This window comes from Brevundimonas sp. G8, assembly GCF_902506205.1.
GTDB lineage: Bacteria > Pseudomonadota > Alphaproteobacteria > Caulobacterales > Caulobacteraceae > Brevundimonas.
Window position 1 is genome coordinate 1,076,437 of the sequence record NZ_LR732816.1, and the last position, 24,870, is coordinate 1,101,306.

General features: G+C 66.6%; 24 protein-coding genes. 12 read left to right on the top strand and 12 right to left on the bottom strand.

Annotation, left to right across the window (positions count from 1 at the left end):
* Positions 1-156: 156 nt before the first annotated feature.
* Positions 157-987, bottom strand: coding sequence for a diaminopimelate epimerase (dapF, locus tag CHRYSEO8AT_RS05310; protein WP_201304367.1), 831 nt, complete (start codon positions 985-987; stop codon positions 157-159).
* Between the two features lie 143 nt (positions 988-1,130).
* On the opposite strand from dapF, the gene CHRYSEO8AT_RS05315 reads away from it, so the two are divergent.
* The 5 genes from CHRYSEO8AT_RS05315 to CHRYSEO8AT_RS05335 all read left to right on the top strand — a co-directional run bounded on the left by CHRYSEO8AT_RS05315 (position 1,131) and on the right by CHRYSEO8AT_RS05335 (position 8,119).
* Positions 1,131-1,928 carry a potassium channel family protein gene (locus tag CHRYSEO8AT_RS05315; RefSeq protein ID WP_135194245.1) on the top strand — a complete coding sequence of 266 codons (798 nt, stop codon included), beginning with the start codon at positions 1,131-1,133 and terminating at the stop codon, positions 1,926-1,928.
* An 82-nt stretch (positions 1,929-2,010) separates the two neighbouring features.
* A complete protein-coding gene (locus CHRYSEO8AT_RS05320; protein WP_159847284.1) occupies positions 2,011-4,194 on the top strand; it encodes a prolyl oligopeptidase family protein in 2,184 nt (727 codons plus the stop codon).
* Between the two features lie 158 nt (positions 4,195-4,352).
* Complete coding sequence (locus CHRYSEO8AT_RS05325; protein ID WP_159847287.1) at positions 4,353-6,575, top strand: prolyl oligopeptidase family protein; 2,223 nt, start codon at positions 4,353-4,355, stop codon at positions 6,573-6,575.
* A 102-nt stretch (positions 6,576-6,677) separates the two neighbouring features.
* Entirely contained in the window at positions 6,678-7,433 is a 756-nt protein-coding gene (locus tag CHRYSEO8AT_RS05330; RefSeq protein ID WP_159847290.1) for a thioredoxin family protein, read from the top strand.
* Between the two features lie 11 nt (positions 7,434-7,444).
* Positions 7,445-8,119: a phytanoyl-CoA dioxygenase family protein gene (locus tag CHRYSEO8AT_RS05335; protein ID WP_159847293.1), complete on the top strand. Its 675-nt coding sequence runs from the start codon at positions 7,445-7,447 to the stop codon at positions 8,117-8,119.
* Position 8,120: 1 nt separating this feature from the next.
* Here the strand turns inward: CHRYSEO8AT_RS05335 and CHRYSEO8AT_RS05340 are convergent, their stop codons facing one another.
* Both CHRYSEO8AT_RS05340 and glpK read right to left on the bottom strand, forming a co-directional pair.
* Complete coding sequence (locus tag CHRYSEO8AT_RS05340) at positions 8,121-9,197, bottom strand: phosphotransferase family protein (RefSeq protein ID WP_159847296.1); 1,077 nt, start codon at positions 9,195-9,197, stop codon at positions 8,121-8,123.
* 47 nt (positions 9,198-9,244) lie between these two features.
* Positions 9,245-10,741 carry a glycerol kinase GlpK gene (glpK, locus tag CHRYSEO8AT_RS05345; protein WP_159847299.1) on the bottom strand — a complete coding sequence of 499 codons (1,497 nt, stop codon included), beginning with the start codon at positions 10,739-10,741 and terminating at the stop codon, positions 9,245-9,247.
* Between the two features lie 58 nt (positions 10,742-10,799).
* Here glpK and CHRYSEO8AT_RS05350 point away from each other — a divergent pair, with 58 nt between their 5' ends.
* The 6 genes from CHRYSEO8AT_RS05350 to CHRYSEO8AT_RS05370 all read left to right on the top strand — a co-directional run bounded on the left by CHRYSEO8AT_RS05350 (position 10,800) and on the right by CHRYSEO8AT_RS05370 (position 16,466).
* Positions 10,800-11,780 carry a threonine/serine dehydratase gene (locus CHRYSEO8AT_RS05350; RefSeq protein WP_159847302.1) on the top strand — a complete coding sequence of 327 codons (981 nt, stop codon included), beginning with the start codon at positions 10,800-10,802 and terminating at the stop codon, positions 11,778-11,780.
* A gap of 61 nt (positions 11,781-11,841) precedes the next feature.
* Positions 11,842-12,327, top strand: coding sequence for a MaoC family dehydratase (locus CHRYSEO8AT_RS05355; protein ID WP_159847305.1), 486 nt, complete (start codon positions 11,842-11,844; stop codon positions 12,325-12,327).
* A gap of 219 nt (positions 12,328-12,546) precedes the next feature.
* A complete protein-coding gene (locus CHRYSEO8AT_RS16095) occupies positions 12,547-13,290 on the top strand; it encodes an outer membrane protein (RefSeq protein WP_236547431.1) in 744 nt (247 codons plus the stop codon).
* 159 nt (positions 13,291-13,449) lie between these two features.
* Positions 13,450-13,770 carry an OmpA family protein gene (locus tag CHRYSEO8AT_RS16100; RefSeq protein WP_255451503.1) on the top strand — a complete coding sequence of 107 codons (321 nt, stop codon included), beginning with the start codon at positions 13,450-13,452 and terminating at the stop codon, positions 13,768-13,770.
* A gap of 519 nt (positions 13,771-14,289) precedes the next feature.
* Complete coding sequence (locus CHRYSEO8AT_RS05365) at positions 14,290-15,420, top strand: capsular biosynthesis protein (RefSeq protein ID WP_236547432.1); 1,131 nt, start codon at positions 14,290-14,292, stop codon at positions 15,418-15,420.
* Positions 15,421-15,593: 173 nt separating this feature from the next.
* Positions 15,594-16,466: a carboxypeptidase regulatory-like domain-containing protein gene (locus CHRYSEO8AT_RS05370; RefSeq protein WP_236547433.1), complete on the top strand. Its 873-nt coding sequence runs from the start codon at positions 15,594-15,596 to the stop codon at positions 16,464-16,466.
* Between the two features lie 39 nt (positions 16,467-16,505).
* Here the strand turns inward: CHRYSEO8AT_RS05370 and CHRYSEO8AT_RS05375 are convergent, their stop codons facing one another.
* From CHRYSEO8AT_RS05375 to CHRYSEO8AT_RS05405, 7 genes are all read right to left on the bottom strand, one after another.
* Positions 16,506-17,882, bottom strand: coding sequence for a S41 family peptidase (locus tag CHRYSEO8AT_RS05375; protein WP_159847308.1), 1,377 nt, complete (start codon positions 17,880-17,882; stop codon positions 16,506-16,508).
* A 139-nt stretch (positions 17,883-18,021) separates the two neighbouring features.
* On the bottom strand, positions 18,022-19,101 hold the full coding sequence (locus CHRYSEO8AT_RS05380) for a murein hydrolase activator EnvC (protein WP_159847311.1): 1,080 nt from the start codon (positions 19,099-19,101) through the stop codon (positions 18,022-18,024).
* Position 19,102: 1 nt separating this feature from the next.
* The gene (gene rlmH, locus CHRYSEO8AT_RS05385) at positions 19,103-19,567 is read right to left on the bottom strand and encodes a 23S rRNA (pseudouridine(1915)-N(3))-methyltransferase RlmH (RefSeq protein WP_159847314.1); all 465 of its coding nucleotides are present in this window, start codon (positions 19,565-19,567) and stop codon (positions 19,103-19,105) included.
* Between the two features lie 4 nt (positions 19,568-19,571).
* Complete coding sequence (gene rsfS / locus CHRYSEO8AT_RS05390) at positions 19,572-20,006, bottom strand: ribosome silencing factor (RefSeq protein WP_159847318.1); 435 nt, start codon at positions 20,004-20,006, stop codon at positions 19,572-19,574.
* Positions 20,007-20,150: 144 nt separating this feature from the next.
* Positions 20,151-20,816, bottom strand: coding sequence for a nicotinate-nucleotide adenylyltransferase (locus tag CHRYSEO8AT_RS05395; RefSeq protein ID WP_201304369.1), 666 nt, complete (start codon positions 20,814-20,816; stop codon positions 20,151-20,153).
* 81 nt (positions 20,817-20,897) lie between these two features.
* On the bottom strand, positions 20,898-21,785 hold the full coding sequence (locus tag CHRYSEO8AT_RS05400) for an alpha/beta fold hydrolase (protein WP_236547434.1): 888 nt from the start codon (positions 21,783-21,785) through the stop codon (positions 20,898-20,900).
* Between the two features lie 17 nt (positions 21,786-21,802).
* Positions 21,803-22,291, bottom strand: a complete 489-nt coding sequence (locus CHRYSEO8AT_RS05405; protein ID WP_135194507.1) for a Fur family transcriptional regulator — start codon at positions 22,289-22,291, stop codon at positions 21,803-21,805.
* A 117-nt stretch (positions 22,292-22,408) separates the two neighbouring features.
* Between CHRYSEO8AT_RS05405 and CHRYSEO8AT_RS05410 the strand changes: the two genes are divergently transcribed.
* On the top strand, positions 22,409-23,185 hold the full coding sequence (locus CHRYSEO8AT_RS05410) for a SapC family protein (RefSeq protein WP_159847324.1): 777 nt from the start codon (positions 22,409-22,411) through the stop codon (positions 23,183-23,185).
* 60 nt (positions 23,186-23,245) lie between these two features.
* Here CHRYSEO8AT_RS05410 and CHRYSEO8AT_RS05415 read toward each other — a convergent pair whose 3' ends face one another.
* Together CHRYSEO8AT_RS05415 and CHRYSEO8AT_RS05420 are read right to left on the bottom strand one after the other, a co-directional pair.
* Positions 23,246-23,653: an acyl dehydratase gene (locus CHRYSEO8AT_RS05415; RefSeq protein ID WP_135194505.1), complete on the bottom strand. Its 408-nt coding sequence runs from the start codon at positions 23,651-23,653 to the stop codon at positions 23,246-23,248.
* 23 nt (positions 23,654-23,676) lie between these two features.
* Positions 23,677-24,708 carry an NADP-dependent oxidoreductase gene (locus tag CHRYSEO8AT_RS05420; protein ID WP_159847327.1) on the bottom strand — a complete coding sequence of 344 codons (1,032 nt, stop codon included), beginning with the start codon at positions 24,706-24,708 and terminating at the stop codon, positions 23,677-23,679.
* Between the last annotated feature and the right edge of the window lie 162 nt (positions 24,709-24,870).

A 24,870-nucleotide genomic window follows, 5' to 3' on the forward strand; every position in this document is an offset into this window, starting at 1 on the left:
GGCGGGCGGTAAGGGACAACCGCCGACGCCCTATCCGGCCCTATCCCGCAGCATCAGGATGCAAGGGCCGTCACGGCCGCAGCAGTCTCAACGGCTGTGCGGAAAAGGTGACCCGACGGAATGGCTGGGTGCGGTTTTCCGCAAAACGGCCGGTGTTCAGATCGCCAGCACGCCCGTGCGCTCGATCTCGACCGGCCCGGTCATCAGGACGTGATCGCTCTCAGCATCCCAATCGATGACCAGTTCGCCGCCGTCCACGACTACCGTCGCCTTGCGGTCGGTGAGGCCTCGCCGCGCTGTGGCGACCAGGGCGGCGCAGGCGCCGGTGCCGCACGCCTTGGTCAGACCGGCCCCGCGTTCCCAGACCCGCAGGCGGATGTTATCGCGGTCCAGCACGTTGGCGAAGCCGACATTCACCCCCTGCGGGAACATCGGGTGATGCTCGACCAGCGAGCCGGACCCGGTGACGAAGGCGTCGTCCTGGCGGTCGGTGAAGAAGACCACGTGCGGATTGCCCATCGAGACGGCGCCCGGCGTGTGCAGGATCGGCGCATCGATCGGGCCGACCTGAAGCTCGATCCCACGCGTGTCCATCTCCTCGGCCAGCGGCACCTGGGTCCAGTCCAGGCGGGGCTTGCCCATGTCGACGGTCACGCGTTGATCGCCGGCGCGTGTGGCGGTGGTCGGGCCGCCTGCCGTGTCGATGACAACGCGGTCCGCGCCGTTCGCCTGCATCAACAGCCAGCCGACGCAGCGTAGGGCGTTGCCGCATGTCTCGACCATCGACCCGTCGGCGTTCCAGACCCGCATGAAGGCGTCGGCCGTTTCGGATGGCTCGATGGCGATCAACTGGTCGAAGCCTTCGCCCGTCGCACGGTCGCCCAGGGCGCGAATCTGGTCCTCGCCGGGAGCAAACGGCTGTTCCAGCGCATTGACGACGACGAAATCATTGCCGGCGCCGTTCATCTTGACGAAAGGACGGGTCATGCAGGCCATATAGGCCGCGCGCGCGTTTCGTGAAATCTCCCGCTCGGTTCGCCTGTGTCGGAACCGTTGGACATGCCGAGCCGTAAGCGGTTGAGTGCCCGGTGCATCAAGCCCGGCTTCGCCCGGGCGAGCGGAAGGTTGATTTGTCTCAGACCGACACCGAATCCCGGCAGGACGGCCTGCGCCTGCGGGCGCGGCTGCGCTATCTGTATCATGGCTCTCAGCCTCCGGCGGTGCGGTTCCGGCTGACGGTCATCGTGATCGACCTGGCCATCATCGCCTTCTTCCTGGCGGCGCCGATCCTGAAGAATATGGGTTGGGCCTTCTATGCGCTGGATTATCTGATCGCCACCGTTCTGGCGTTGGACCTCGCCGCACGCGCCTATGCCTATGCGGACATCAAGGACTGGCTGAAGCGGCCCATCGTCTGGGTCGATCTGTTCGTTCTGGCGACCCTGTTGTTCCCGGCCTGGCTGTTCAACCTCGGCTTCCTGCGGATGCTGCGGCTGTGGACCCTGTTGAACTCGGATTTTTTCTGGCGAACCATCGGGGCTCGATTCGACGATACGCGGGTCGAAGGGATCGCGCGCGCCCTGGCCAACCTGATCACCTTCGTCTTCGTGGCGACAGGTTTCGTCTATGCGACGTTCAGAGGCCACGACGGCATTTCCGGCTACGTCGACGCCCTGTATTTCACCGTGGCGACCCTGACGACGACAGGCTTCGGCGACGTGACCCTGCCTGGCCCTTGGGGGCGACTGCTGTCGATCGCCGTCATGCTGGTAGGGATCACGCTGTTCCTGCGGCTCGCCCAGGCCCTGATCAAGCCGCACAAGGTGCGCTATCCCTGCGAGCGTTGCGGCCTGCAGACGCACGATCAGGACGCCGTCCACTGCAAGGCCTGCGGCAATCTGCTCTGCATCCCTGACGAAGGATCATGACAAAGCCGTAAGGTTCGGGCGGCGCGCTTGCCGCCCTAGGTCTCGCCGCTAAGGTGCCGGCGTCGTTTTTCGGGGACTGTCCATGATCCGCTCTTCCGCCGTCGCGCTCGCGGCCCTTCTCGCCTCCACCAGCCTGACCTCGGTATCCATGGCCCAGACCCCTGTTTCTTCTCCCGCCCCTGCCGGTGGATTCGCGACCAGCGACGCGACCGACCCCTATCTGTGGCTGGAGGAGGTCGAGGGCGAGCGGGCGATGGAGTGGGTCAAGGCCCACAACGAACGCACCTTCGCCGTGCTGCAGGGCGATGCGCGCTATGAGCCGCTGCATCAGCAGGCGCTGGAGATCGTCCAGGCCCAGGACCGCATCCCCTCGCCCGGCTTCACCCACGACGGTCATATCGACAACTTCTGGCAGGACGCCCAGCACGTGCGCGGCGTCTGGCGGCGGACCACGCTGGACAGCTATCGCACCGCGACACCCGAGTGGCAGACCATCCTGGACGTCGACGCCCTGGCCGCAGCCGAGGGCCAGAACTGGGTCTACAAGGGCGCGACCTGCCTGGCGCCCGAAGAACGCTATTGCCTGCTCAGCCTGTCGAACGGCGGCAAGGACGCGGTGACCCTGCGCGAGTTCGACAGCGTCGAGCGCAAGTTCGTCGAGGGCGGCATCGTCCTGCCGGAATCCAAGGGCGGAGCCTCGTGGATCGACAAGGACACCCTGTTGATCTCGCGCGACTTCGGTCCCGGCACCCTGACGGACTCGGGCTATCCGATGGTGGTCAAGCGGATGAAGCGCGGTCAGGGCCTGGATAAGGCAGAGACCCTGTTCACCGGCAAGCCCACAGACGTCTCGGTGTCCGGCTATACGCTGCGCGACGCCGACGGGGTGGTGAAGGCGACGCTGATCAACCGTTCGGTGGATTTCTATTCGTCCGAGACCTGGCGGCTGACCGACGACGGCGCCCTGACCCAGCTCCAGCTTCCGGCCAAGTCCGATATCACCGGTCTGGTGGACGGCCGCCTGCTGGTGTCGCTGAAACAGGACTGGACCGCGCCGTCGGGTCAGGATTTCAAGACGGGCGATCTGATCGCCTGGCCGCTGGAGGCCTGGCTGGCCGATCAGGCGACCCCGGCCCAACTGGTGCTGCGCCCGACCGACCGTCAGGCGATCGAGGGCGTCAACGTCACGCGCAATCGTCTGGTCGTCGCCCTGTATGACAATGTGCGCGGTTCGGTGCGGGTCTATACGCCTGGCCCAGAAGGAAGTGACGGAGAATGGGCGCACACCACCCTGGACCTGCCGCAGAACGTCTCGGTCGGCATCGGCTCGGCCTCCGAGAAGGACGACAAGGTTTTCGTCAGCGTCACCGGCTATCTCAACCCGTCCAGCCTGTGGCTGGCCGATGCGGCGACCGGCGCGGTCGATCAGGTGAAGTCCATGCCGGCCAAGTTCGACGCGACGGGCATGACGGTCGATCAGCACGAGGCCCGCTCAGCCGACGGCACGATGATCCCTTATTTCGTGGTCCATAAGGCGGACATGCCGCTGGACGGCTTCAACCCCACCTTGCTCTACGGCTACGGCGGGTTCGAAAGCTCGCTGCTGCCCGGCTATTCGGCGACGGTCGGCAAGCTGTGGCTAGAGCGGGGCGGGGTCTATGTCATCGCCAATACGCGCGGCGGCGGCGAGTTCGGCCCGCGCTGGCACGAGGCGGCCCTGCAGCAGAACCGCCAGCGGGCGCACGAGGATTTCCAGGCCGTAGCCCTGGACCTGATCGCCCGCGACATCACCAGCCAGCCCAAGCTGGGCATCATGGGCGGCTCGCAAGGCGGCCTCTTCATGGGCGCGATGCTGACCCAGCGGCCGGACCTGATCAACGCCGCCGTCATCCAGGTGCCCCTGTTCGACATGCTGCGCTTCCACAAGCTGCTGGCCGGCGCCTCGTGGATCGGCGAATACGGCGACCCCGACATCCCCGAACAGCGCGCCTGGATCGAGCAATATTCGCCGTATCAGAACCTTCGCGCGGGCCAGCCCTATCCCGAGGTCTTCATCCACACCTCGACCAAGGACGACCGCGTCCATCCGGGCCATGCCCGCAAGGCGGCGGCGCGTCTGGAAGAGCTGGGCTATCCGGTGCTGTTCTACGAGAACGTCGATGGCGGCCATGCGGCCGGGGCGAACCTGCGCGAGACCGCGCGCCGCCTGGCGCTGGAATACACCTATCTGTCGCGCCGCCTGATGGACACGCCGGCGCAGGAATAGAACTCAATCCTCCCCCGTGAGCGCTTGCGAACGGGGGAGGGGGACCACGAAGTGGGGGGCGACCCCGCCGCACCCTGTCTGGTTCCGCCTCTTCCACCGCCTGACGGCGGTCCCCCCTCCCCGCGATGCGGAGGAGGATTAGTTTGCGGAGTTTTCGAATGCGTCACCTGATCCTGTCCGCCTCCATTTCGGCGCTTCTGCTGGGCGCTTGCGCCACAGCTCCGGCGCAATCCTCAATGTGGCGGGCGGATGAGCATCCCGAGCGCATGGGGCCGCCGCCCGGTTACCCTCAGAACCTAACCCCGGCGGGCGTGGCGGCGGCGGATGACCATCTGGCGCTGGAGCAGGTGGATGGGGCTGAGGCCATGGCTTTCGTCGCAGAGGAGAACCGCAAGTCCCTCGCCATCCTGACCGGGGACCCCCGCTACGAGACCTTCCGGGCCGAGGCGCAGGCGATCCTGACCGCGACCGACCGAATCCCCACGCCCAGTTTCCTGGGTGATGGCGTCGGCAACTTCTGGCAGGATGCGACCAATCCCAAGGGCGTCTGGCGCCGCACGACGCTGGACAGCTACCGCACCGCCACGCCCCAGTGGGAGACGCTGCTGGACATCGACGCCCTGTCAAAGGCTGAAGGGCGCGACTGGGTGTTCAAGGGCGCCGACTGCCTGGCGCCCGACGAGACTCGCTGCCTGATCAACCTGTCCGATGGCGGCAAGGATGCGGTGGTCGTGCGCGAGTTCGACCTGATGACGAAAACGTTCGTCGATAACGGCTTCAGCCTGCCCGAGGGCAAGCACCGCATCGAATGGCTGGACCGCGACACGCTTCTGGTCGCCACCGATTTCGGCGCCGGAACCATGACCGAGTCGGGCTATCCCTTCATCGTCAAGACGTTGAAGCGCGGCCAGGCCCTGGTCCAGGCGACCGAGGTCTATCGCGGTGAACAGGGCGACGGCGGCTACGGCGTCAGCCCCGCCGTCTATCGCGACAAGGACGGCCAGGTCACGGCGGTTATTATCACCCGCCCACTGGACACCTTCCGGTCGGAGACGTGGCGTCTGTTGGGCGACCGAACTTACAAGCTGCGACTCCCTGAGCGGGTAAGCATCTATGGCGTGCTCGACGGCATGCTGGTGTTCACGCCCGAGGAGGTCTTCGGTCGGGAGCTGCTCGGGTATGGCGGTGGCCCCGCCGGTGCCCTGATGGCGATGGCGTTGGACAGCTTGCATGATCGCCCTGACGGTTCGCGTTCAGGGCCGCGTCATCAAGATACGCAAGTCTTCGTCCCGAGCCCGCGCCAAGCCATTGCCGATGTCAGGGTGCTTTCTGATCGGATCGTCGTCGCCATCAACGACAATGTCAGCGGTCGCCTTTCGATCTTCGCGCCAAGAGGCGAGTTCCCTTGGACCGTGCAGTCCGTCGCCGTGCCCGACAACCTCGCGGTCGGTCTGGGCGACTCGTCCAAATCGAGGGGCGAGGTCTTCGTCTCGACCCAGGGATTCCTGGTCCCGCCGACCCTCAGCCTGGCCGACGCGGACGCCGCGACCCTGACCACGCTGAAATCGGCGCCGGCCAAGTTCGACGCCTCGCGCGACGTGACCGAGCAGTATGAGGCCTCCTCGACCGACGGAACCAAGATTCCCTATTTCATCACCCGCCCGCGCGACATGCAGCTGGACGGGTCGAACCCGACCATCCTGCTGGGCTATGGCGGTTTCCAGGTCAGCCTGAACCCGGCCTACAAGCCCGAGATGGGCAAGCTGTGGCTGGAGCGGGGCGGCGTCTTCGTCCAGGCCAATATCCGCGGCGGCGGCGAGTTCGGACCCGATTGGCACCAGGCGGCGCTGGATGGCAACCGCCAGAAGGCTTTCGACGACTTCGCCGCTGTGGCGCGTGATCTGGAACAGCGGGGCGTCACCAGCCCGCGTCGCCTGGGCATATACGGTCGCTCGAACGGCGGTGTCCTGACCAGCGTGTCGATCACCCAGCATCCCGAACTGTTCAATGCGGCGGTGATCGAGAGCCCGCTCGTGGACATGCTGCGCTATCACGAGCTGCCGGCCGGCGCCTCGTGGATCGGCGAATACGGCGACCCGCGCATCCCCGAAGAAGCAGCCTGGATCGCTGAATATTCGGCTTACCAGCAGCTCCGCCCCGACGTGGCCTATCCGCGCGTCTATCTGACCACCAACACCCGCGACGACCGCGTCCACCCCGGCCATGCGCGCAAGTTCGCCGCCCGACTGGGCGACCAGGGCCACGACCATCTCTATTACGAGGACACGGCGGGGGGTCACTCCAACGACGCCGACCCGGTCGCCAACGCCCGCCGCTGGGCCAGGCATTATGTCTATCTGTCGCAACAACTGATGGACTGAGAGCTCATTCTCTCGGGCTATCGCGCTTCGCGCTGGCTGAGCCCAGAGTTGGTCACGCGAATATGAGGCGTTCCGCATCGGGCCTGGGGTAAGAACAACGCCATGAACACCAAGGGCTGGATCATCGCGGGAACGGTCATGGCGGGCGCCCTTATGTCCGTCGCCTCGGCGGCCCAGCCGGCGGCTGGCCGACCTCCGCTTGCGCCGCGCCACGCCACAGCCAACGGCCCGCCCGTGGTGGTCGAACTGTTCACCGCCCAAGGCTGCGGCGGCTGCATCGAGGCCAATGCGGCGGTGGAAAAGGCTGCGTCCCAGCCCGGCGTGATCGCGCTGACCTATGGCGTCGACTACTGGGACTATCTGGGCTGGACCGACACCTTCGCCCGGCCCGAGTTCGTCCAGCGCCAGCGCGCCTATCGCGCCGCCCTGCATCAGCGCGGCGTCTCGACGCCCCAGGTGGTGATCGACGGCCGTCGTCAGGTGTCGGGCGCCCGCAGCTTTGAGCTTGAAACCGCCATCGGCCAGGAAGCCGTTCGCCAGGCCTGGCCGCCCCAGATCGAGTTCCGCGAGAACGGAAACGGCGTCGGCGTCGGCTCGGGACGCGCGCCTGTCGGCGGCGCCGAGGTCGTGGCGGTGACCTATACGCCCGGCCCTCAGGTGGTCGAGGTCCGCCAAGGCGAGAACCGTGGCCAGGCCGTGCGGCACATGAACGTCGTGCGCGGCGTGACCCGCCTGGGCGAATGGCGCGGCCGCCCCATGCTCTACACCCTGCCCCCCGCCCGCTCCGGCGAGGCGGTTGCGGTGCTGGTCCAGGGCAAGACCGACAAACGCATCCTGGGCGCCGCCGTCAGGGACTGATGTCTAAGCTTATGACGCTCGATCATGCGGCGTTTCAGAACTTGGGCGCCCAGCGTTTTCACGGCGCGGTTTCGGATGACCTCGATACGCTCTGCACGATCCTCGCCGACCTTCCCTCTGATCGCGCGGGCGTCCGCCTACACGGCATTGATCGACTAAGCCGATATTTGGCGCCAGACGGACGGATAGGGGCCGTTGCCGCCGAGGTGCTTGGTGATGCCAGCCGGCCCGTCCGGGCTATTCTTTTTGACAAGACGGCTGAAACCAATTGGTCGCTGGATTGGCATCAGGACCGCATGATCTGCGTCGAGCGGCGTGTCGCCGTCGATGGATTTGGTCCCTGGTCCCTGAAAGCGGGAATGCAGCATGTCGCGCCGCCGTTCGATCTGCTTTCGCGTATGGTGACCTTGCGGGTGCATCTGGACGATGTCTCCGAAGACAATGCACCGCTCCTGATCGCGTCGGGCTCTCACCATTATGGCCGGGTTGCGATTGACGATGTCCCTGGGGTCGTTCGACAGTGCGGCGTTCAAGTCTGCCTCGCCAAGGCTGGCGATATCTGGCTGTACGCAACGCCGATTTTGCACGCCTCGGACGCCGCAGCCCGGCCCATGAGACGGCGCGTTCTTCAGATCGATTATGCAGCCGATGAGCTTCCTGGCGATTTGGAGTGGCTCGGCGTCTGATCTACGCTCCCGCCGTCTTCGCGAACCCCCAGGCCGCATCGCTGAGGGGGCCGACCTGGGCGGCCATGGTCCTGGCGTGGGCGCTGGCGGCGGTGCCGTCGCGGACGCGGCCGGCGATGCCTTGGCAGATGGCCGCCAGACGGAACAGGTTGTAGGCGTAGAGCCAGTCCAGATCGGCGGGCCGCATGCCCGTCGCGGCGGCGTAGCGTTCGACCGTCTCCTCGACGGACGGGATGCCCAGGGCCTCCAGATCGGCGCCGGCCAGGCCGTTGCGCAAGCTGGCCGGAATGGCCCAGGCGATCAGCAGATAGGAGAAGTCGGCCATCGGATCACCCAAGGTCGACAGCTCCCAGTCCAGCACGGCTCGGACCTCGGCACGGTCAGGCGCCAGGATCATGTTGTCGAGACGGAAGTCGCCGTGGACGATACGGCTTGGCCCCTCTGCCGGCAGGCTGTCGGGCAGGAAGGTGATCAGTCGGTCCATGGCGGGAACGGGCTCGGTTTCCGAGGCGCGATACTGTTTGGTCCAGCGGCCGACCTGGCGGGCGAAATAGTTGCCAGCCTTGCCATAGTCGCCCAGCCCGATGGCGGCGGGGTCGAAGGCGTGCAACCGGGCCAGCGTATCCGTCTGCGCCTCATAGACGGCCCGGCGTTCGGCGGGGGTCAGGCCGGGCAGTTTCAGATCCCAGAAGATCCGCCCTTCGACCTTGTCCATCACATAGAAGATCGAGCCGATGACGGCCTCGTCCAGGCACAGGGCATGGGGTTTCGCCACCGGGAAGCCTTGGGCGGCGAGGGCCGAGATGACCTGAAACTCGCGGTCCACGGCGTGGGCGCTGGGCAAAAGGACGCCGGGCGGCTTGCGGCGCAGCACATAGGTGGCCGTGGGCGTGGTGAGCTCATATGTGGGGTTCGACTGGCCCCCCTTGAACTGACGCACCGCCAACGGGCCCGCGTGGCCCGCGACATGGGCGGTCATCCAGGCGTCCAGCGCCGCCTCGTCCAGACGATAGCGGGGATCGACCTCGCGCGTGCCGGAAAAGGTCGTTTGCGCGTCGAGGGAAGAGGCGTCGGTCATGGGCGACCCAGTCCGTTCTTTTGGCGTTTCCTTGCGCCGCCCGGATCTTAGGCCCGGTCCGGCGCGGCGATGATGGCGGCCTTCACGGCGCGACGCCAGCCGGAAAGCAGACGCTCGCGTTCGGCCTGGCCCATGCGGGGTTTCCAGCAGGCCGGGGCCTCGGCCGGTCGAGCCTCGAGGTCGGGCAGCAGGCCGACGCCCAGGGCCGCTAGGCGCGCGGCGCCCAGGGCCGTCATTTCCTGAAACGCGGGCCGCTCGACCTCGACCTTGCAGATGTCGGCGACGAACTGCATGGCGAAACTGTTGGCGGTGACGCCGCCGTCCACCTTCAGCGTCTTCAGCGGCGGGGCGCCGTCCTGGGCCAGGGCGTCCAGAAGGTCGCGCGTCTGATAGGCCAATGCCTCAAGCGCGGCGCGGACGAAATGGGCGGGTCCGGAATCCCGCGTCAGCCCGACGACAGTTCCGCGCGCCTCCGGCTCCCACCAAGGTGCGCCCAGGCCGGTGAAGCCCGGCACCATATAGACCCCGCCGTTGTCGGGAAGCTCCTGCGCCATCGCCTCCGACTGACGCGACTCCGAGATCAGCTTGACCCCGTCCCTCAGCCACTGGATCGCCGATCCGGCTGAGAAGATCGACCCCTCCAGCGCATAGGCGGTCTGACCGTCGGCCTGGTAGCCCAGCGTGCCCAGCAACCGGCGCGTCGAGGCCACGGGCTCGGCCCCGACATTGGCGACCAGGAAGGCGCCGGTGCCATAGGTGATCTTGGCGTCGCCGGCTTTCAGCGCGCCGTGGCCGACCAGGGCCGACTGCTGGTCGCCTGCCGATCCGGCGATAGGCAGAGGCCGGCCAAACAGCGCCGGATCGGTCTCGCTGATGACGCCCGCGCAAGGGACGATGATGGGCAGGGCTTCGCGCGGCACATCGAACAGGGCGCACAGGTCGTCACGCCATTCGACCGTCTTCAGGTCCATCAAGGCGGTGCGGGACGCATTGGTCGCATCGGTGGCGTGGACCCGGCCGCCGGTCAGTTTCCAGATCAGCCAGGCGTCGATCGTGCCCAGCTTGACCTCACCCTTCGCCGCCCGCTCGCGCGATCCCGGCACGGCGTCCAGCAGCCAGGCGAACTTGGTCGCCGAGAAATAGGGATCCAGGATCAAGCCGGTCGCAGCCTGGACCATGGGTTCATGGCCCTCTGCGGTCAGGCGAGCGGTGACGTCGGCGGTGCGGCGGTCCTGCCAGACGATAGCGCGGTGCAGGGGCTCACCGGTCAGGGCGTCCCAGATCACCGCCGTCTCGCGCTGGTTGGTGATGCCGATGGCGGCGAAACGGGCGACGCCGCCCGCTTTGCGCACCACCTCTCGGCAGGTCTGAAGGGTCGCGGTCCAGATTTCGGCCGCATCATGCTCGACCCGGCCGGATTTGGGAAAGTGCTGGGCCAACTCGATCTGGCTGACCGCGACGGGATGCAGATCCTGGTCGCGGACCTCGAAAGCGATGGCCCGCGTCGAGGTCGTGCCCTGGTCGATGGCGAGAATCAGGCTCATTCATTTCTCTCCCGGTCACGTCTTGGGCGACGCCTGTGGTTCGGTCTAAGGGGAGCATATGACGACGCACCTGCCCAGCTATGAAGGCGTACTCGACGCCGCCCGTCAGATCGACGGCGTCGCCGTCCGCACGCCGCTGCTCGAAAGCCCCGCCTTGAACGCCATCGTGGGCGGGCGTGTCCTGATGAAGGCAGAGAATCTGCAGCGGGGCGGGGCTTTCAAGTTTCGCGGCGCCTATAACCGCATCAGTCGCCTGAGCGCCGACGAGAAGACGCGCGGGGTGGTCGCCTTCTCGTCCGGCAACCATGCGCAGGGGGTAGCCGCCGCCGCTGCACTCGTCGGGATGCCGGCCATCATCGTCATGCCGTCGGATTCGCCCAAGGTGAAGGTCGAGGGGGTGATCGGTTTCGGCGGCGAGGTGCGGTTTTACGATCGCTGGACCGAAAGCCGCGAGGCGATCGGCGCCGGCATCGCCGCCGAGAGGGGATCGATCCTGGTGCCGCCGTTCGACGATCCCTCCATTATCGAGGGGCAGGGAACGACGGCGCTGGAGATGCTGGATCAGGCCGATGCGCCGTTCGACCAGCTACTGTGCGGCGCTTCGGGCGGCGGATTGATGGCCGGGGTCAATCTGGTCATGGGCGAACGCAGCCCTTCGACCCCGGTGTTCGTCGTCGAACCCGAAGCGTTCGACGACACGGCGCGGTCGTTGGCGGCGGGCGAGCGGGTCGGTCATCCGCAAGGCGCGCCCTCGATCTGCGACGCCCTGATGTCGCCGATGCCAGGCGTCCTGACCTGGCCGATCAACCGGCGGCTGGCGGGCGCCATCACCGTGTCGGACGCTGAGGTCGCCGAGGCCATGCGCTTCTCCTTCCGCCATCTGAAGCTGGTCATCGAGCCCGGCGGCGCAGTTTCCCTGGCGGCTCTGTTGGCCGGAAAGATCGGGACGGAAGGGCTGACGACGGCGATCATCCTGTCAGGCGGCAATGTCGATCCGACACTGTATGCCGAGATCATCGAGGGTCGGTTCGGCGGCTGAGGGCTTTCCTTCGCCACGCGGGTCGGCCAACCTCGCCTCAAAGCAAACGAGGGAGGACGCGATGACTAAGGCCAGTGAACTTCAGGGACTGATCGGCCAGGAGGTCGGGCTATCGAAATGGTTCGATGTCACCCAGGCCCGGATCGACGCCTTCGCCGACTGCACCGAGGATCACCAGTTCATCCACGTCGACCCCGAGGCAGCCAAGGCCACGCCGTTCGGTGGAACCATCGCCCATGGGTTCCTGACGTTGAGCCTGGCGTCTGCCATGAGCTACGACGCGGTCGCCCCCCTGGACGGGGTGGTGATGGGGGTCAACTACGGCTTCGACAAGCTAAGGTTCCTGGCCTCGGTACCGGCGGGATCACGCATCCGAGGCCGGTTCAAACTGCTATCCGCCGAAGACAAGGGGGGCGGTCGCTGGCTGTTGAAGCACGAACTGACCGTGGAGATCGAAGGCGGCGACAAACCGGCTCTGATCGCTGAGTGGCTAGGGATGCAGATGACGCAGGCGCGACGCGCCGACGAACAGAAGGTGCTCGGATGAGTTATTGTCCGAACGTTCGTCGATTGTGACGCGCGGAGGGCTGAATCTTAACAATTCGTAGCCAGGACGCCAAATTTACCTGTATCATCAACGCCACGGTGTGCGTTTGTGCAGCGTGTGCGGTCACGTTTCCGCCTCGACCTTCCACAGCAAGGCTGATAAGACCCGCTTAGGCGGTAGACCCGCCCCTACTATAACAAAGGCGGAGGGCCACCCCCTATGCGTATGAAGACTTTCGTGCTGGCCTCCAGCGCAGCGGCCGCCCTGGCCCTGTCGGCTGGTGCTGCGTCGGCAGAACCGAACGGCTGGTACGGCGCGATCGACGCCGGTTACCACATGATCGACGACATCAATGCCGAGTCGTCGACGACCGGTGCGTCGTGGAACTATGAAGTGAACAACGGCTGGGCGGCGTTCGCCCGTCTCGGCTATCGCTTCAACCCCAACTGGCGCGTTGAACTCGAAGGCGGCTATCGCTCGGGCGATATCGGCAAGGTCCGCGCCGTTTCTGGCACGCAGGGCCTTTGCAACCTGACCCCGGCGACGGGCGGCTGCTTCTCGCCCGAAGGCGACATCGAGTCCGCCGCCCTGATGGCGAACGTCATCTATGACTTCGGCTTCGAATACTGGGGCGTTCGTCCCTTCGTTGGCCTGGGCGCTGGTGTAAACCGCGTCGATACCAACACGATCGGCAATCTGCGCGCTAACCGCACCGCAGCTTTCAACGTCGATGACACCTCGACCAAGTTCGCCGCTCAGGCGATCGCCGGTCTGGCTTGGGCCGTCAGCGACCGCGCCAACATCGACCTGACCTACCGCTATCTGACGGGCGACGCTTCGTTCGCCTCGACGACGGTCGGCGGTACGCAGTTCGGCGAATGGGACGGCGACTACGATCAGTCGCACACCGTGACCCTGGGCCTGCGCTACAGCTTCGGTGCGGAAGACGCACCGAAGCTGTAGCGCAGGCCCAGGGTCACGGTGTGCGACTGATCGTAGTCGCCGTCCCATTCGCCGAACTGCGTACCGCCGACCGTCGTCGAGGCGAACGAAGCGTCGCCCGTCAGATAGCGGTAGGTCAGGTNGCCGCCGGTCGCTCAGACCCCGGTCGCTCGCCAGTTCGTGGTCTACTTCGACTGGGATCGCTCGGACCTGACGGCGGAAGCCCGTTCGGTGGTGACACAGGCCGCCAACTACGCCAAGTCGGGTCGCCCGACGCGCGTCCTGATCGTCGGCTACACCGATACCTCGGGTTCGGCCGCCTATAACCTGGGTCTGTCCAACCGCCGTTCGCGCACCGTCGCGGACTCGCTGGTTGCTGCAGGCGTCAACGGCGGCGTCATCGCCCTCGACGGCAAGGGCGAAACCAACCTGGCCAAGCCGACCGCCGACGGTGTGCGTGAACCGCTCAACCGCCGCGCGACCATCGACATCAACTTCTAAGACCTCCGAGGAAGCCGGTCTGGAGTTCCAGACCGGCGGCTTGCAGATCATGGAAGCTGTCGATTCCAAGACATCAAGCCGTCGTCGCCTTCAGGGCGGCGGCGGTTTTGATGCGAAAAAGCCATGTCGTGGAGTTGGCGCGTCAAAACCGTCCATGATCTGGCGATTTCGATTGATTGCACCCGATCGTCGCGACACAAGGGCGATAATGACCTCCCCTTGCAAACGTTGTGATTGTATCGGTCTCGCGACTGCTCATGCCGCGGTGCAATCGCACGGGTGGGCGTAATGGTGGACCTGCGCTCGTCCTCGAGAATGCTTTCAGCACGTCGCCGCCGTCGCTATCGGCTTAGGGCGGACGGCGTCCGTCCCGATGTCCAACTGCGACTTCGAGCGCCCCATGCCGCTCAATCGGCCGTCATCTCCTCTTTTCCACCCTCCAAGCGGCTTGACTCGCAGCCGTTGGCGGGGCGTCGATTTCTGATCGTCTCAGCGCCTTTCGGGGCGTTCGGACCGGCGATGGCCTCGGTGCTTGAGGCGCGCGGCGCCGTCGTGAACCGGATGATCTTCAACGCAGGGGACGCCATGAATTGGCGGCGGCCGGGTGGTCTGGTGTTCAAGGATACAGCCAAGGTGTGGGTCGATAGTCTGGAAGCGTTCGCCGCAGGCTTCAGCGACATCGTCGTGTTCGGAGAAGCCGGCGTCTACAATCGCGCCGTTCTGGCGGCGGCCGAGGCTCTGGATGCCCGTATATGGGTGCTGGAGAACGGCTATTTCCGCCCCGACTGGGTGACGGTCGAGCGCAACGGCGTCAACGGTTCCAGCGCCTTGCCCCGGTTCCGCGACGGCTATCCCGAACCCGCGCCGCGCCTCCCCGAACCGGTCGCGATCGGCAAAATCTTGCCGCACCATGTGGCCAATATCAGCGCCTATCACGCGGTCCAGGTGATCGGAAAGGCGCTGTTCCCGCATTACAGCGCCCCTTACGTCTTTTCCCCGCTGAAACAGTGCGTCGGCCATATCAGACGCTATGTCGGCCTCGCTTTCCGCAAGGCCGAAAATTGCGACGCCGACGTCATCAAGGCGCGGGGCGACTTCTTCATTGCCTGTCTGCAACGCGAAGGCGATGCGCAGTTGCTGCGATATTCGCGCTACGCCGACAATCGCGCTTTCCTGACGGCGGTCGTCGCCAGCTTTGCCGCTCGGGCTCCGTCGAATGCTCGGTTGGTAGTCAAGAACCACCCTCTGGACCCCGGTCTGGTGAACCTGCGCGCCGTTACGATGCGTCTGGCGCAAGAGCATGGGTTGGCGGGCCGCGTCGATTTTATCGACGGCGGCAATCTCGCCGCCCTGTGTCGCGCATCGCAAGGCATGGTGGTCAACAACTCCAGCGCCGCCCTGTCGGCCTTGGGCTTCCATACGCCGGTCAAGGTCATGGGCGACGCCTTCTTCGACTTCGACGGCCTGACCGACCAGCAACCGATCGACGCCTTCTGGTCTGCGCCCCAGGCGCCCAATACCGCTTTGTTCACCCGCTTCCGCGCCCATGTGATCGCCCAGAGCCAGGTCAACGGGAACTTCCACGAACCCCACGCGATCGTGCCGACGGCGCGCGGCATCGCGGACGTCTTCGAGCGTACCTCGGACTGAACGTAAGATACGAATCCCGAAGGTGTGGCGCCGAGACCACTCTCTGGGCGCTGTCATGTACCTGTCACATAAATGTCGTCCCAGGGTTCAACATGAGTCCTAGAGGGGGCTGGATTGCGACATGTCTTGAACATGTCCTCGACCATTTTCGGTCCACCAGCTGGGGATAGCTAATGACCTTCCGGAAACTGGCGTACGGCGCTTCGGCCGTCGCCATCATGATGTCCGCCTCGACGGCCGTCTTCGCACAAGAAACCACCGGCGGCATCTCGGGCGTCGTCTATGACGCTGCCGGTTCGCCGGTGGGCGGCGCGACCGTCACCGTGGTCCACGTTCCGTCGGGCACCACTTCCACGACCTTCACCGATCCGAACGGTCAGTTCTCGTCGCGCGGCCTGCGCGTCGGCGGCCCCTATCTGGTCCGTAGCGCATCCGCCGCCGGCGACGCCGCGGCTCAGGTCGCCACGATCGGTATCGGCACGCCGGTTTCCATCGAACTGGTCATCGCCGGCGCCGGCGAAAGCGCCGCCCAGGTGGACGACGTGGTCGTGACGGGCGTTCGCTCGGGCGGTCTGCGCACCTCGCCGCGCAGCAACCTGAACCTCGCCGACATCGAGACCCTTCCGTCGATCGGTCGCGACATCATGGCGCTGGATGCCGGGATTCTTGTCGGCGAGGTGCTGGACACCTTCGACAACGGCATCGCGGTCGCCATCACCGACATCTCCGCGACCTGCCACATGCCCGATGTGATCGAGGCGCCCTATCGCCCGGCCATGCTGAACGAGGGCGAAACCGGCACGACATTCCGGCTGGGCGGGCCGTCGTGCCTGGCTGGCGACATCATCGGCGACTATGTCTTCGAGACGCCGCCGACGTCGGGGACACGCATCGCGTTTCTGGACCAAGCCCACTATTCGATGGTGAAGACCAACACCTTCAACGGGGTGCCGCTTCCGGCCATCGCCCTGTGGAACAGCGAGACGGACGCGCTGAGGCTGGTGCGCGAGTTCGACTATTCGGAATTCCGCGACCGACTGTCCTGATCGCAAAGAAAAGGGCGGCTCGCGCCGCCCTTCCCCGTCCTATTCTTCTTTCGGTTCGTCCGCCGCCGGCTCGGCGTCGGGCTTGGGCGTCGAGCCCGGCTCGGTGACGACGATGCCTTCGGGCGCAGCCGACAGTTTCGACAGGTCTCCGCCGGCGCGCAGGACGTCCAGCGCCCGCTGAAGCTGGTAATCCTTTTCCTTGTCGAAGCTCTCGCCAGGGGCTTCGCGCGGCGTGTGCGGCCCCTTGCGCTCGGCGCCGATGGAGGCGTCCAGCGCCGTGGCGTAGGCGGCTTCGGAATAGATGAAGCTGGAGCGCGAGACGATGCGCGCCTCGGCCTCGGACCGGGCGACCTCCAGATCCGGCTCGATGCCGATCTTCTGGATCGAGGCGCCCGACGGCGTGTAGTAGCGCGCGGTCGTGATCGACAGGGCGCCGTCCTGGCCTTGGCGCAGCGGGATCACCGTCTGGACCGATCCCTTGCCGAAGCTGGTCAGGCCGACCACGGTCGCGCGCTGATGATCCTTCAGGGCGCCGGCGACGATTTCCGACGCCGAGGCCGAGCCATAGTTGACCAGCACGACCAGCGGCAGGCCGCCGGTGATGTCGCCGGGCTTGGCGGAATAGCGCTGGATCTGCTCGGGCTTGCGGCCGCGCTGGCTGACGATCTCACCGCGCTCCAGGAAGGCGTCGGACACGTCGATGGCGGCGTTCAACAAACCGCCGCCGTTGTTGCGCAGGTCAAGGACATAGCCCTTCACGCCCGGCTTCTCGGCCTTGATCTTGGCGATGGCCTCGTTCAGCTCGCGCCCGGTGTTTTCGTTGAAGGTCGAGACGCGCAGATAGCCGAAGTCGCCCTCCACCCGACCGGTGACCGACTGGACCTTGATGACCTCGCGGGTCAGGACGACCTCAAGCGGATCGGAGCCGTCACGCAGGAAGGTGACCTTGACGCTGGTGCCCACGGCGCCGCGCAGCTTCTCGGACACCTGGCTGACCGTCAGGCCGGCCGCGTTCTGGCCCTCGATCGAGGAGATGACGTCGCCTGCCTGGACCCCGGCCTTGGCGGCGGGGCTGTCGTCCATCGGCGAGATGACCTTCACCATGCCGCCGTCGGCGCTGATGGTCAGGCCGACGCCCGAATACTGGCCCTCGGTGCGCTCGCGCAGCTCGTCGTAGTTGGAAGGCGGCAGATAGTTGGAGTGCGGGTCCAGCGCCGTCATCATGCCGGCCAGCGCGGCCTCAATCAGTTTCTTGTTGTCGACCGGGACGACGTAGGCCTGCTCGACGATGCCGACCACGTCGCCGAACAGCTCCAGCATGCGGAAGGTTTCGTTGCGAGGGGTCTGGCTGCTGACAGCAGCGGCGGATCCGCCGAGCACCAGTGCGGCGCAGCCGACGAGGAGCAGTTTACGCATTCGGTCTCTTTCGGTCGGGCCGATCATTCAAGGCGCCCGTGGGAAGGGTAAGGCGGTGCAGACACGACCAAATCGTGGCGACGCAGCGTTCCGCCGATAAAATCAGCGTCAGACGAGAATGCAAAGGACTATTGCAGGTTCACTGCAACCATGGTCCCGGATCGATGGGCCGTTCGTCGCGACGAAGCTCGAAATAGATGTCGCCGTCCGGGCCGCTGCGCCCCAGAGTCTGGCCGTCCGACACACGGACGTCCGATCCCACATCCACGCTGTCCAGTCCGGCGATGACAGCGCGCCAACCGGGGCCGAGATCAAGCACCACCACATTGCCCCATCCGGTCAGCGGCCCGGCATAGGCGACCTTGGCGTCGGCGGGGGCCGTCACGGCCGCCCGGTCGGCGCGCCAGCGCCAGCCGGAAGTCCCGGCGCCCCAGGTCTGGCTGGGGGCGCCGGAGAGGGGCGGACTGAGGCGGGCGCGGCCGGCGGGCAGGCGGGCCGTGGGGGTTTCCGCCGCCTGGGTGGTCGGCACGGCCCCGCCCAGTTCACGGATGCGGCGTTCCAGCACGGCGGCGGCGCGTTCGGCGGCGCGGGCCTCGGCGTTCAGGACGGCGGTCAGGGCGGTCTTGCGCGACGTCAGACCCTCGATCTCGCCCCGTCGGTCGCCCTGCTCGCTCTCGGTCGTCAGCAGCCGTTCGGAGGACAGGACGGCGAGGCGACGGATGCGCATGATCTCGGCCTGACGCGCGCCCAGGGCCTTGGCGCGATTTTCCAGGTCCGGCGTCATGGCCTTGAGCAGGATCGAGGCGCGCACCGTGTCGATGGCCTTGTCGGCGGGGACCAGCAGGGGCGGCGGCGGGCGGCGGCTCATCATCTGAAGCGCGCTGAGCAGACGGCCCTGGGCGCCGCGTTCGCGGGCCAGGTCGGTGACAAGTTCGGCCTCGCGTTCGGTCAGTTGCTGCAGCCGGGCGCGCTGATCGTCGATCTGGCGGTCGCCGGTCTGCTCGTCGGCGCGCAGCAAAGCCAGGCGGCGCTCCAACTGGGCCAGTTCGGACTTGGCGGCGTCGGCGTCGGCGCGCAGGCGGCGCGCCCGCACCGTCTCGTCGCGGTATTCGGCCTGGATGCGCGACAGCTCGCTTTCGGGCGCCTGCCTGCCGACGGCGGGCACGGCGCAGACGAAACCCGTCAGCAGGGCTAGCGATAGGGGAATGGCGCGACGCATGTCAGTCGCGATGATAGGGCGATCCGGCCAGGATGGTCACGGCCCGATATAGCTGTTCCGCCAGCATGGCGCGCGCCAGGGCGTGGGGCCAGGTCTGGGGACCGAAGGCCAGGGTCGAGGACGCGGCGGCGCGCACGCTTTCGTCCAGTCCGTCCGCCCCGCCAATGGCGAAGACCAGACGGCGCTCGCCCTGATCCCTCAACTTGGCGATGTGGTCGGCGAAGGCGCGCGAGGAGTAGGTTTTTCCCCGTTCGTCGCAGGCGATCAGGTGCGCGCCCTCTGCGGCGGCCAGGATCAGCTCGGCCTCCGGCGCCTTGCCGGGCTTTCGGGCCTCAAGATCGATCAGTTCGAGGGGACCTAGGCCAAGCGCGCGTCCCGACAGGGTGGCGCGCTTGGCGTAGTCGTCGGCGAGCGTCGCCTCAGGCCCCCGGCCCGGTCGGCCGATGGCGACGATGCTCAGCTTCACGGTCTTAGTCGCGGACCATGCGGTGGGCGGAATCGACGGCCCAAATCTTCTCGATATTGTAGAAGGTGCGCACTTCCGGGCGGAACAGGTGCACGATCACGTCGCCGGCGTCGATCAGGACCCAGTCGCAATGCGGCAGGCCTTCGACCTTGGCCTTGCCCAGACCGTTTTCCTTGAGCGTGCGCAACAGGTGGTCGGCGATGGCGCCGACGTGACGGTGCGAACGGCCGGACGCCACGATCATGGTGTCGGCCATGGCGCTTTTGCCCTTGAGGTCGATCAGGACCATGTCCTGGGCCTTGTCCTCGTCGAGGCGGCTCAGGATGGCTTCTTCAAGCGGAGTTGCGCCGACGGGGCGCGGAGCGGAATCGTCGAAGCCGCGCGGGGAGGCGTCGGATTCAAAGCCGTCTTCGGAATGGAGAGGTTCGATAGCGTCCATCTCGTGCGCCGTGTTCGAGACGGCGGCGTCTTGCGTATCATACGCGGGCGAGGGGGTCAGCGGAGGGCTCCGGGAGCGTTGACTAAAGAAGCCCTCTAGCACGGATGGGCCGCAACGTGAACCGGCGCCCGAATCATCGGGCGATCACGAGGCCGCGCGTCGCCCCGTCGAACTCCTGATCGCGGTCGAGGACAGGGGATTGAGCGGCGCCGTCAGATAGGTCCAGGCCGGCGCTTCAAGCGTGGGCAGCAGGCCGGCTTGCTGGGCCGGAATGCGGAAACCGGCGAAGCGGGCGGCGGCCGGCGCAGTGCGGCTGTCCAGCAGCGAACCAGGTCGGGCGATCACCGCCACGGGCATCAGCCGCATGATGTCGGTCCAGCCTCTCCAGCGATGGAAGCTGGCCAGATTGTCCGATCCCATCAGCCAGACGAAGTGCACGCCGGGATGCCGCGCGACCAGCAGGCGCAGGGTGTCCACGGTCCAGGCGACGCCGGCGCGGGTCTCGAAGTCCGAAACGATCATCGACGGACCGCGCGCTTGCTGGCGGGCCGAGGCCATGCGCTCGTCCAGCGGCGCGCTTTGGCGGGCCTCCTTCAACGGGTTCTGCGGCGAGACCAGCCAGACGACGCGGTCCAGACCGAGGCGACGCATGGCGGTCTCGGCGACATGGGCATGGCCGTCGTGGGCCGGATTGAAGGAGCCGCCGAACAGGCCGACCTTCATGCCCGGCGCCAGGGTCAGGCCATCGCGCAGCGCCCCGGATCGGGGGCCGGCGCCTTTAGGCGCGGGACCGGCGTGGAAGAAGGACAAGCGGCGTCTCGGGCGGCGAGGGAGTTTTGCTCAGCGGCGCCCTTATAGCGCGGGTGTTTGTTCAGCCTACAGAAATCATTCTCAAACCGCGGCGTCGAACAGGGCGTCGCGCGCGATGTCGGCGTGGGTCATGGGGAACAGGTGGCCGCCGCCGGATACGACCTCGACCGTGACGTTGGGCAGGCCGCGAGGCGTGACCGGCACATGGGTCAGGGCGCCGTGTTCGGCCTTCAGGATGCGCACCGGCCCCGGATAGCGCCGCAGCGCCCGCCAGGGGTCGTGCGCCTGGGCCGAATAGTTGGCCGCCTCCCAGGCCGGGGTGGCGCTGAGGTTCAAGCCGCCCTCCCCCTCGCCTTTTTGCTCACTCAGGCCTTCCGACAGATAGTCTGCCAGGACCATGTCGGGCCAGCCCTTGAAGGCGCCGCGCCCGCGATAGGCGGCCATGGCCTGCTCGCGGCTGTCGAACAGGCTGCGGCGACGCAGGGTCGCCTTGGCGATGGGGATGGCGCCCATCAGCCGGTGGGCGAAGGGCAGGTTGAAGGCGAACACCGCCGAGCGTTTCCAGATCACCGGGTCGAACAACACCAGGCTGGAGACGCGCTCCGGCTGCATGGCCGCCGCCATCAGCGAGGCCGTGCCGCCCATCGAATGGCCGGCCATAACCACCGGTGGACCGTCGATGGCCTTGAGCAGGGCCAACAGGTCGTCGCGGTGATCCAGCCAGCTTGTCTTGGGACGGGTGAAGACCGGCAGGGTCGAGCGACCATGCCCGCGCAGATCGGGCGCCCAAATCCTCAACGACGCCGACAGGGGCGACAGCAGGCTGCGGTAGGTGGCGGCGTTGAAACCGTTGGCGTGGGAGAAGATCAGATCGACCGGGCGTTTGGGATCGCCGAAATCCAGCACCGCCATCTCGCCGGCGCCCCAACGGTTGTCGATGGGGACGGACAGGCGCCGAGGGGGAGACATCAGCGCCGCATCCATGCTCAAGCCGCCTCGCGGCACGCGGCGCAACGGCCGTGCGCCTCGATGGTGGTGCGGGCGATGGCGTAGCCCGCAGCGGCGGCGGCGGCGTTCATGGCGCTCTGATCCGGGCCGCTGACCTCTCGCGTTGCCCCGCAGCAGTCGCAGATCAGGAAGGCGGCGGCATGGGCGGCGTCGCCGTCGTCTGTGCAGGCGACGTAGGCGCTGATCGAGGCGATGCGGTGGGCCATGCCCAATCGCTCCAGAAACTCCAGCGCACGATAGACGGTCGGCGGCTTAGCGGCCTGCCCGTCCTCGCCGAAGCGCGCGATCAGGTCATAGGCCTTCACCGGCTCGCCCGTTTCCAGCAGCAGGGCCAGAACCCGGCGGCGCTGGGCGGTCATGCGCTCGCCTCGCTGGACGGCGCGCGCCTCGGCCGCCGCCAGGGCGCGATCCAGCGCGCCGCCGTTCAGGCCGGAATGGTCGTGATCGTGATCGCAGGCGGAACCCATGCGCCACAGCTAATGGCTGGCGCCCCCTACCGCAACCGACGCATCGCGGGTTTGCCGGTTGCGCAGGGTTGGGCTAGAAGGCGCGCCTCATATCCCCAATCAGAGCGTCCTCGCTTCATGACCGACACGAACAACTCGCCGCTCGAAGGCAACGTCCTCTTCTACGTCAACCCCGAGCCGCTCGATCAGGGCATCCACGGCGGCCTGGGCGTCAACCCGACAGACAAGCCCTACGCCTTTGTGGCCCAGACGAATGTCGTGCCGCTGACGGTGACCGAATTCTCGGCCGCCGCCCTATCCTATCCGATTATCTTCACCGGCGAGAACCGCCAGCCGGTGGCCGTGATGGGTCTGCGCTCGAACGAGAACCTGTTCGTCGCCGACGACGGCGAGTTCCGCGCCGACGCCTATGTGCCGGCCTATGTGCGCCGCTATCCGTTCGTCTTCGCTGACGACAAGCAGAACCAGCGCCTGATCCTGTGCATCGACCGCGGCGCCTCGATCGTCGCCGAGGGCGGCCAGAACCCGCTGTTCGTCGATGGCCAGCCCAGCGACTACACCAATATGGCGATGGAGTTCTGCAACAACTTCGAGCAGGAGCGTCTGCGCACCGAAGGCTTCATGACGCTGATCAACGAGCTGGACCTGCTGGACATCCGCGAGGCCCACTTCACGCCGCGCAACCCCGATGGCACGCCCGGTGAGCCGCAGAAACTGGCCGAATATTATGCGGTGTCGGAAGACAAGCTGCGCGCCCTGCCCGCCGAGAAGCTGGTCGAGCTGCGTGACAACGGCGCCCTGGGCCAGATCTACGCCCACCTGGTGTCGCTGGTCGGTTGGGATCGCCTGATCGCCCTGGCCGTGCTGCGCCAGGCGCCGACGACCGTCAACTAAGCCGACGACGCTGCAAGACGATCAGCCCCGCCGGTTCCGCCGGCGGGGTTTTTCGTGGACTCAACGCCGCGAGAACAGCGCCCGTGTCAGGCAGGAGAAGACCAGCCGCCCGGATTCGTCCAGCAGGTCGTGCGAAGCGATGACGATGCCCTTTTCGTCGCCGACCGGATCCTTGCCCATCACCGTCATCCGCCCGCGCAGCAGTTCGCCGGCCGGGGGATTGCGCATGTAGCGCAGGCCATCGACGGCCAGGACCTTAGTCTGGGCCCAGCCTCCGGACTTGTCGGCCGCCAGACGGCTCCACAGGACATAGACCATGGCGTCCGGCGCGCCGTAGGCCACGTCCCACCCCGGCGAGAACCGCTCGATGAAGACGTCCAGCGCCGCCTGGTCGACGGCGCAGGCGCCCAGCGGCACGACCTGACCCACTTCCAGGTCTTCGAAATGGACATGCAGCGGATCGCTCATGGGCGGGACTTTCCGTATCGGCTTCAGGCGGGTTCTTCGGAAACGCGAACCAGCAGCTTGCCGTCGTGATCGCCGGTGAACAAGCGGTTCAGCGAATCCACCGCGCCGTCCAGGCCGTCATCGACGTGAACCTTCCACTTCACCCGTCCGTCCGCCAGCCACGGCCCCATCTCGGCGACCATCTCGCGGGCGCGCGGGGCATAGTCCAGGACCAGGAAGCCCTGGACCTGAAGACGGTGGGTGATGATGCGCGCGAAGTTGGGCGACGGCGGCGCCTTGGTCGCATTGTAGGAGGACACCAGGCCGCAGACCGCCATCCGGCCATGGACCTTCAGACGGTTGAAGACGGCGATCATGATGTCGCCGCCGACGTTCTCGAAGTTCAGGTCGACGCCGTCGGGAGCCAGACGGTCCAGCGCCTCGCCCACATCCTCGTTCTTGTAGTCGATGGCGGCGTCGAACCCGAGTTCGTCGGTCAGCCAAGCGCATTTTTCGGGTCCGCCCGCGATGCCGATGACGCGACAACCGCGCTGTTTGGCCACCTGACCGGCGATGGAGCCGACGGCGCCCGCCGCCGCCGAGATGACGATTGTCTCGCCTTCCTTGGCCTTCAGCACGTCTGTGACGCCGAAATAGGCGGTCAGGCCGGTCATGCCGAGCACCGACATATTGGCCGTCAGCGGCAGGCCCGGCGCGCGGTGAACGGGGCGAAGGCCGCCTTCCGGCACGACGGCGTAGTCGGCCCAGCCGCCCGAGGTCGGCATGACCACGTCGCCGGACTTGAAACGGCTGGACCGCGAGGCCTCGACCACGCCCAGGGTCAGGCCGCGCATCACCTCACCCAGGCCCACCGGCGGCAGATAGCCTTCGGAATCGTTCATCCAGGTCCGGTTGGTGGGGTCCAGCGACAGGTAAACGGTGCGGACCAACACCTCGTTTTCCTTCAGATCGGGAATGGCCGTCTCGACCAGTTCGAGGTCGCCGGGCTGGATCAGACCCTTGGGCCGCTGGCGCAGCACCCATTGTCGGTTCGTCTTGCCATTCGTCGAGGCCATGCGCGTCTCTCCCGTGGGTTTTCTTTGACCACCACCTTGGCCCCAGCGCGCGCGGCGGTCGAGCCATGACCAAGAAAAAAGCGGCCCTTGCGGACCGCTTTGAAGTGGCATCATCGAGAATGAGGCGCGGAGGCGGCATGATCGGCTATCGCTGATCAAGTC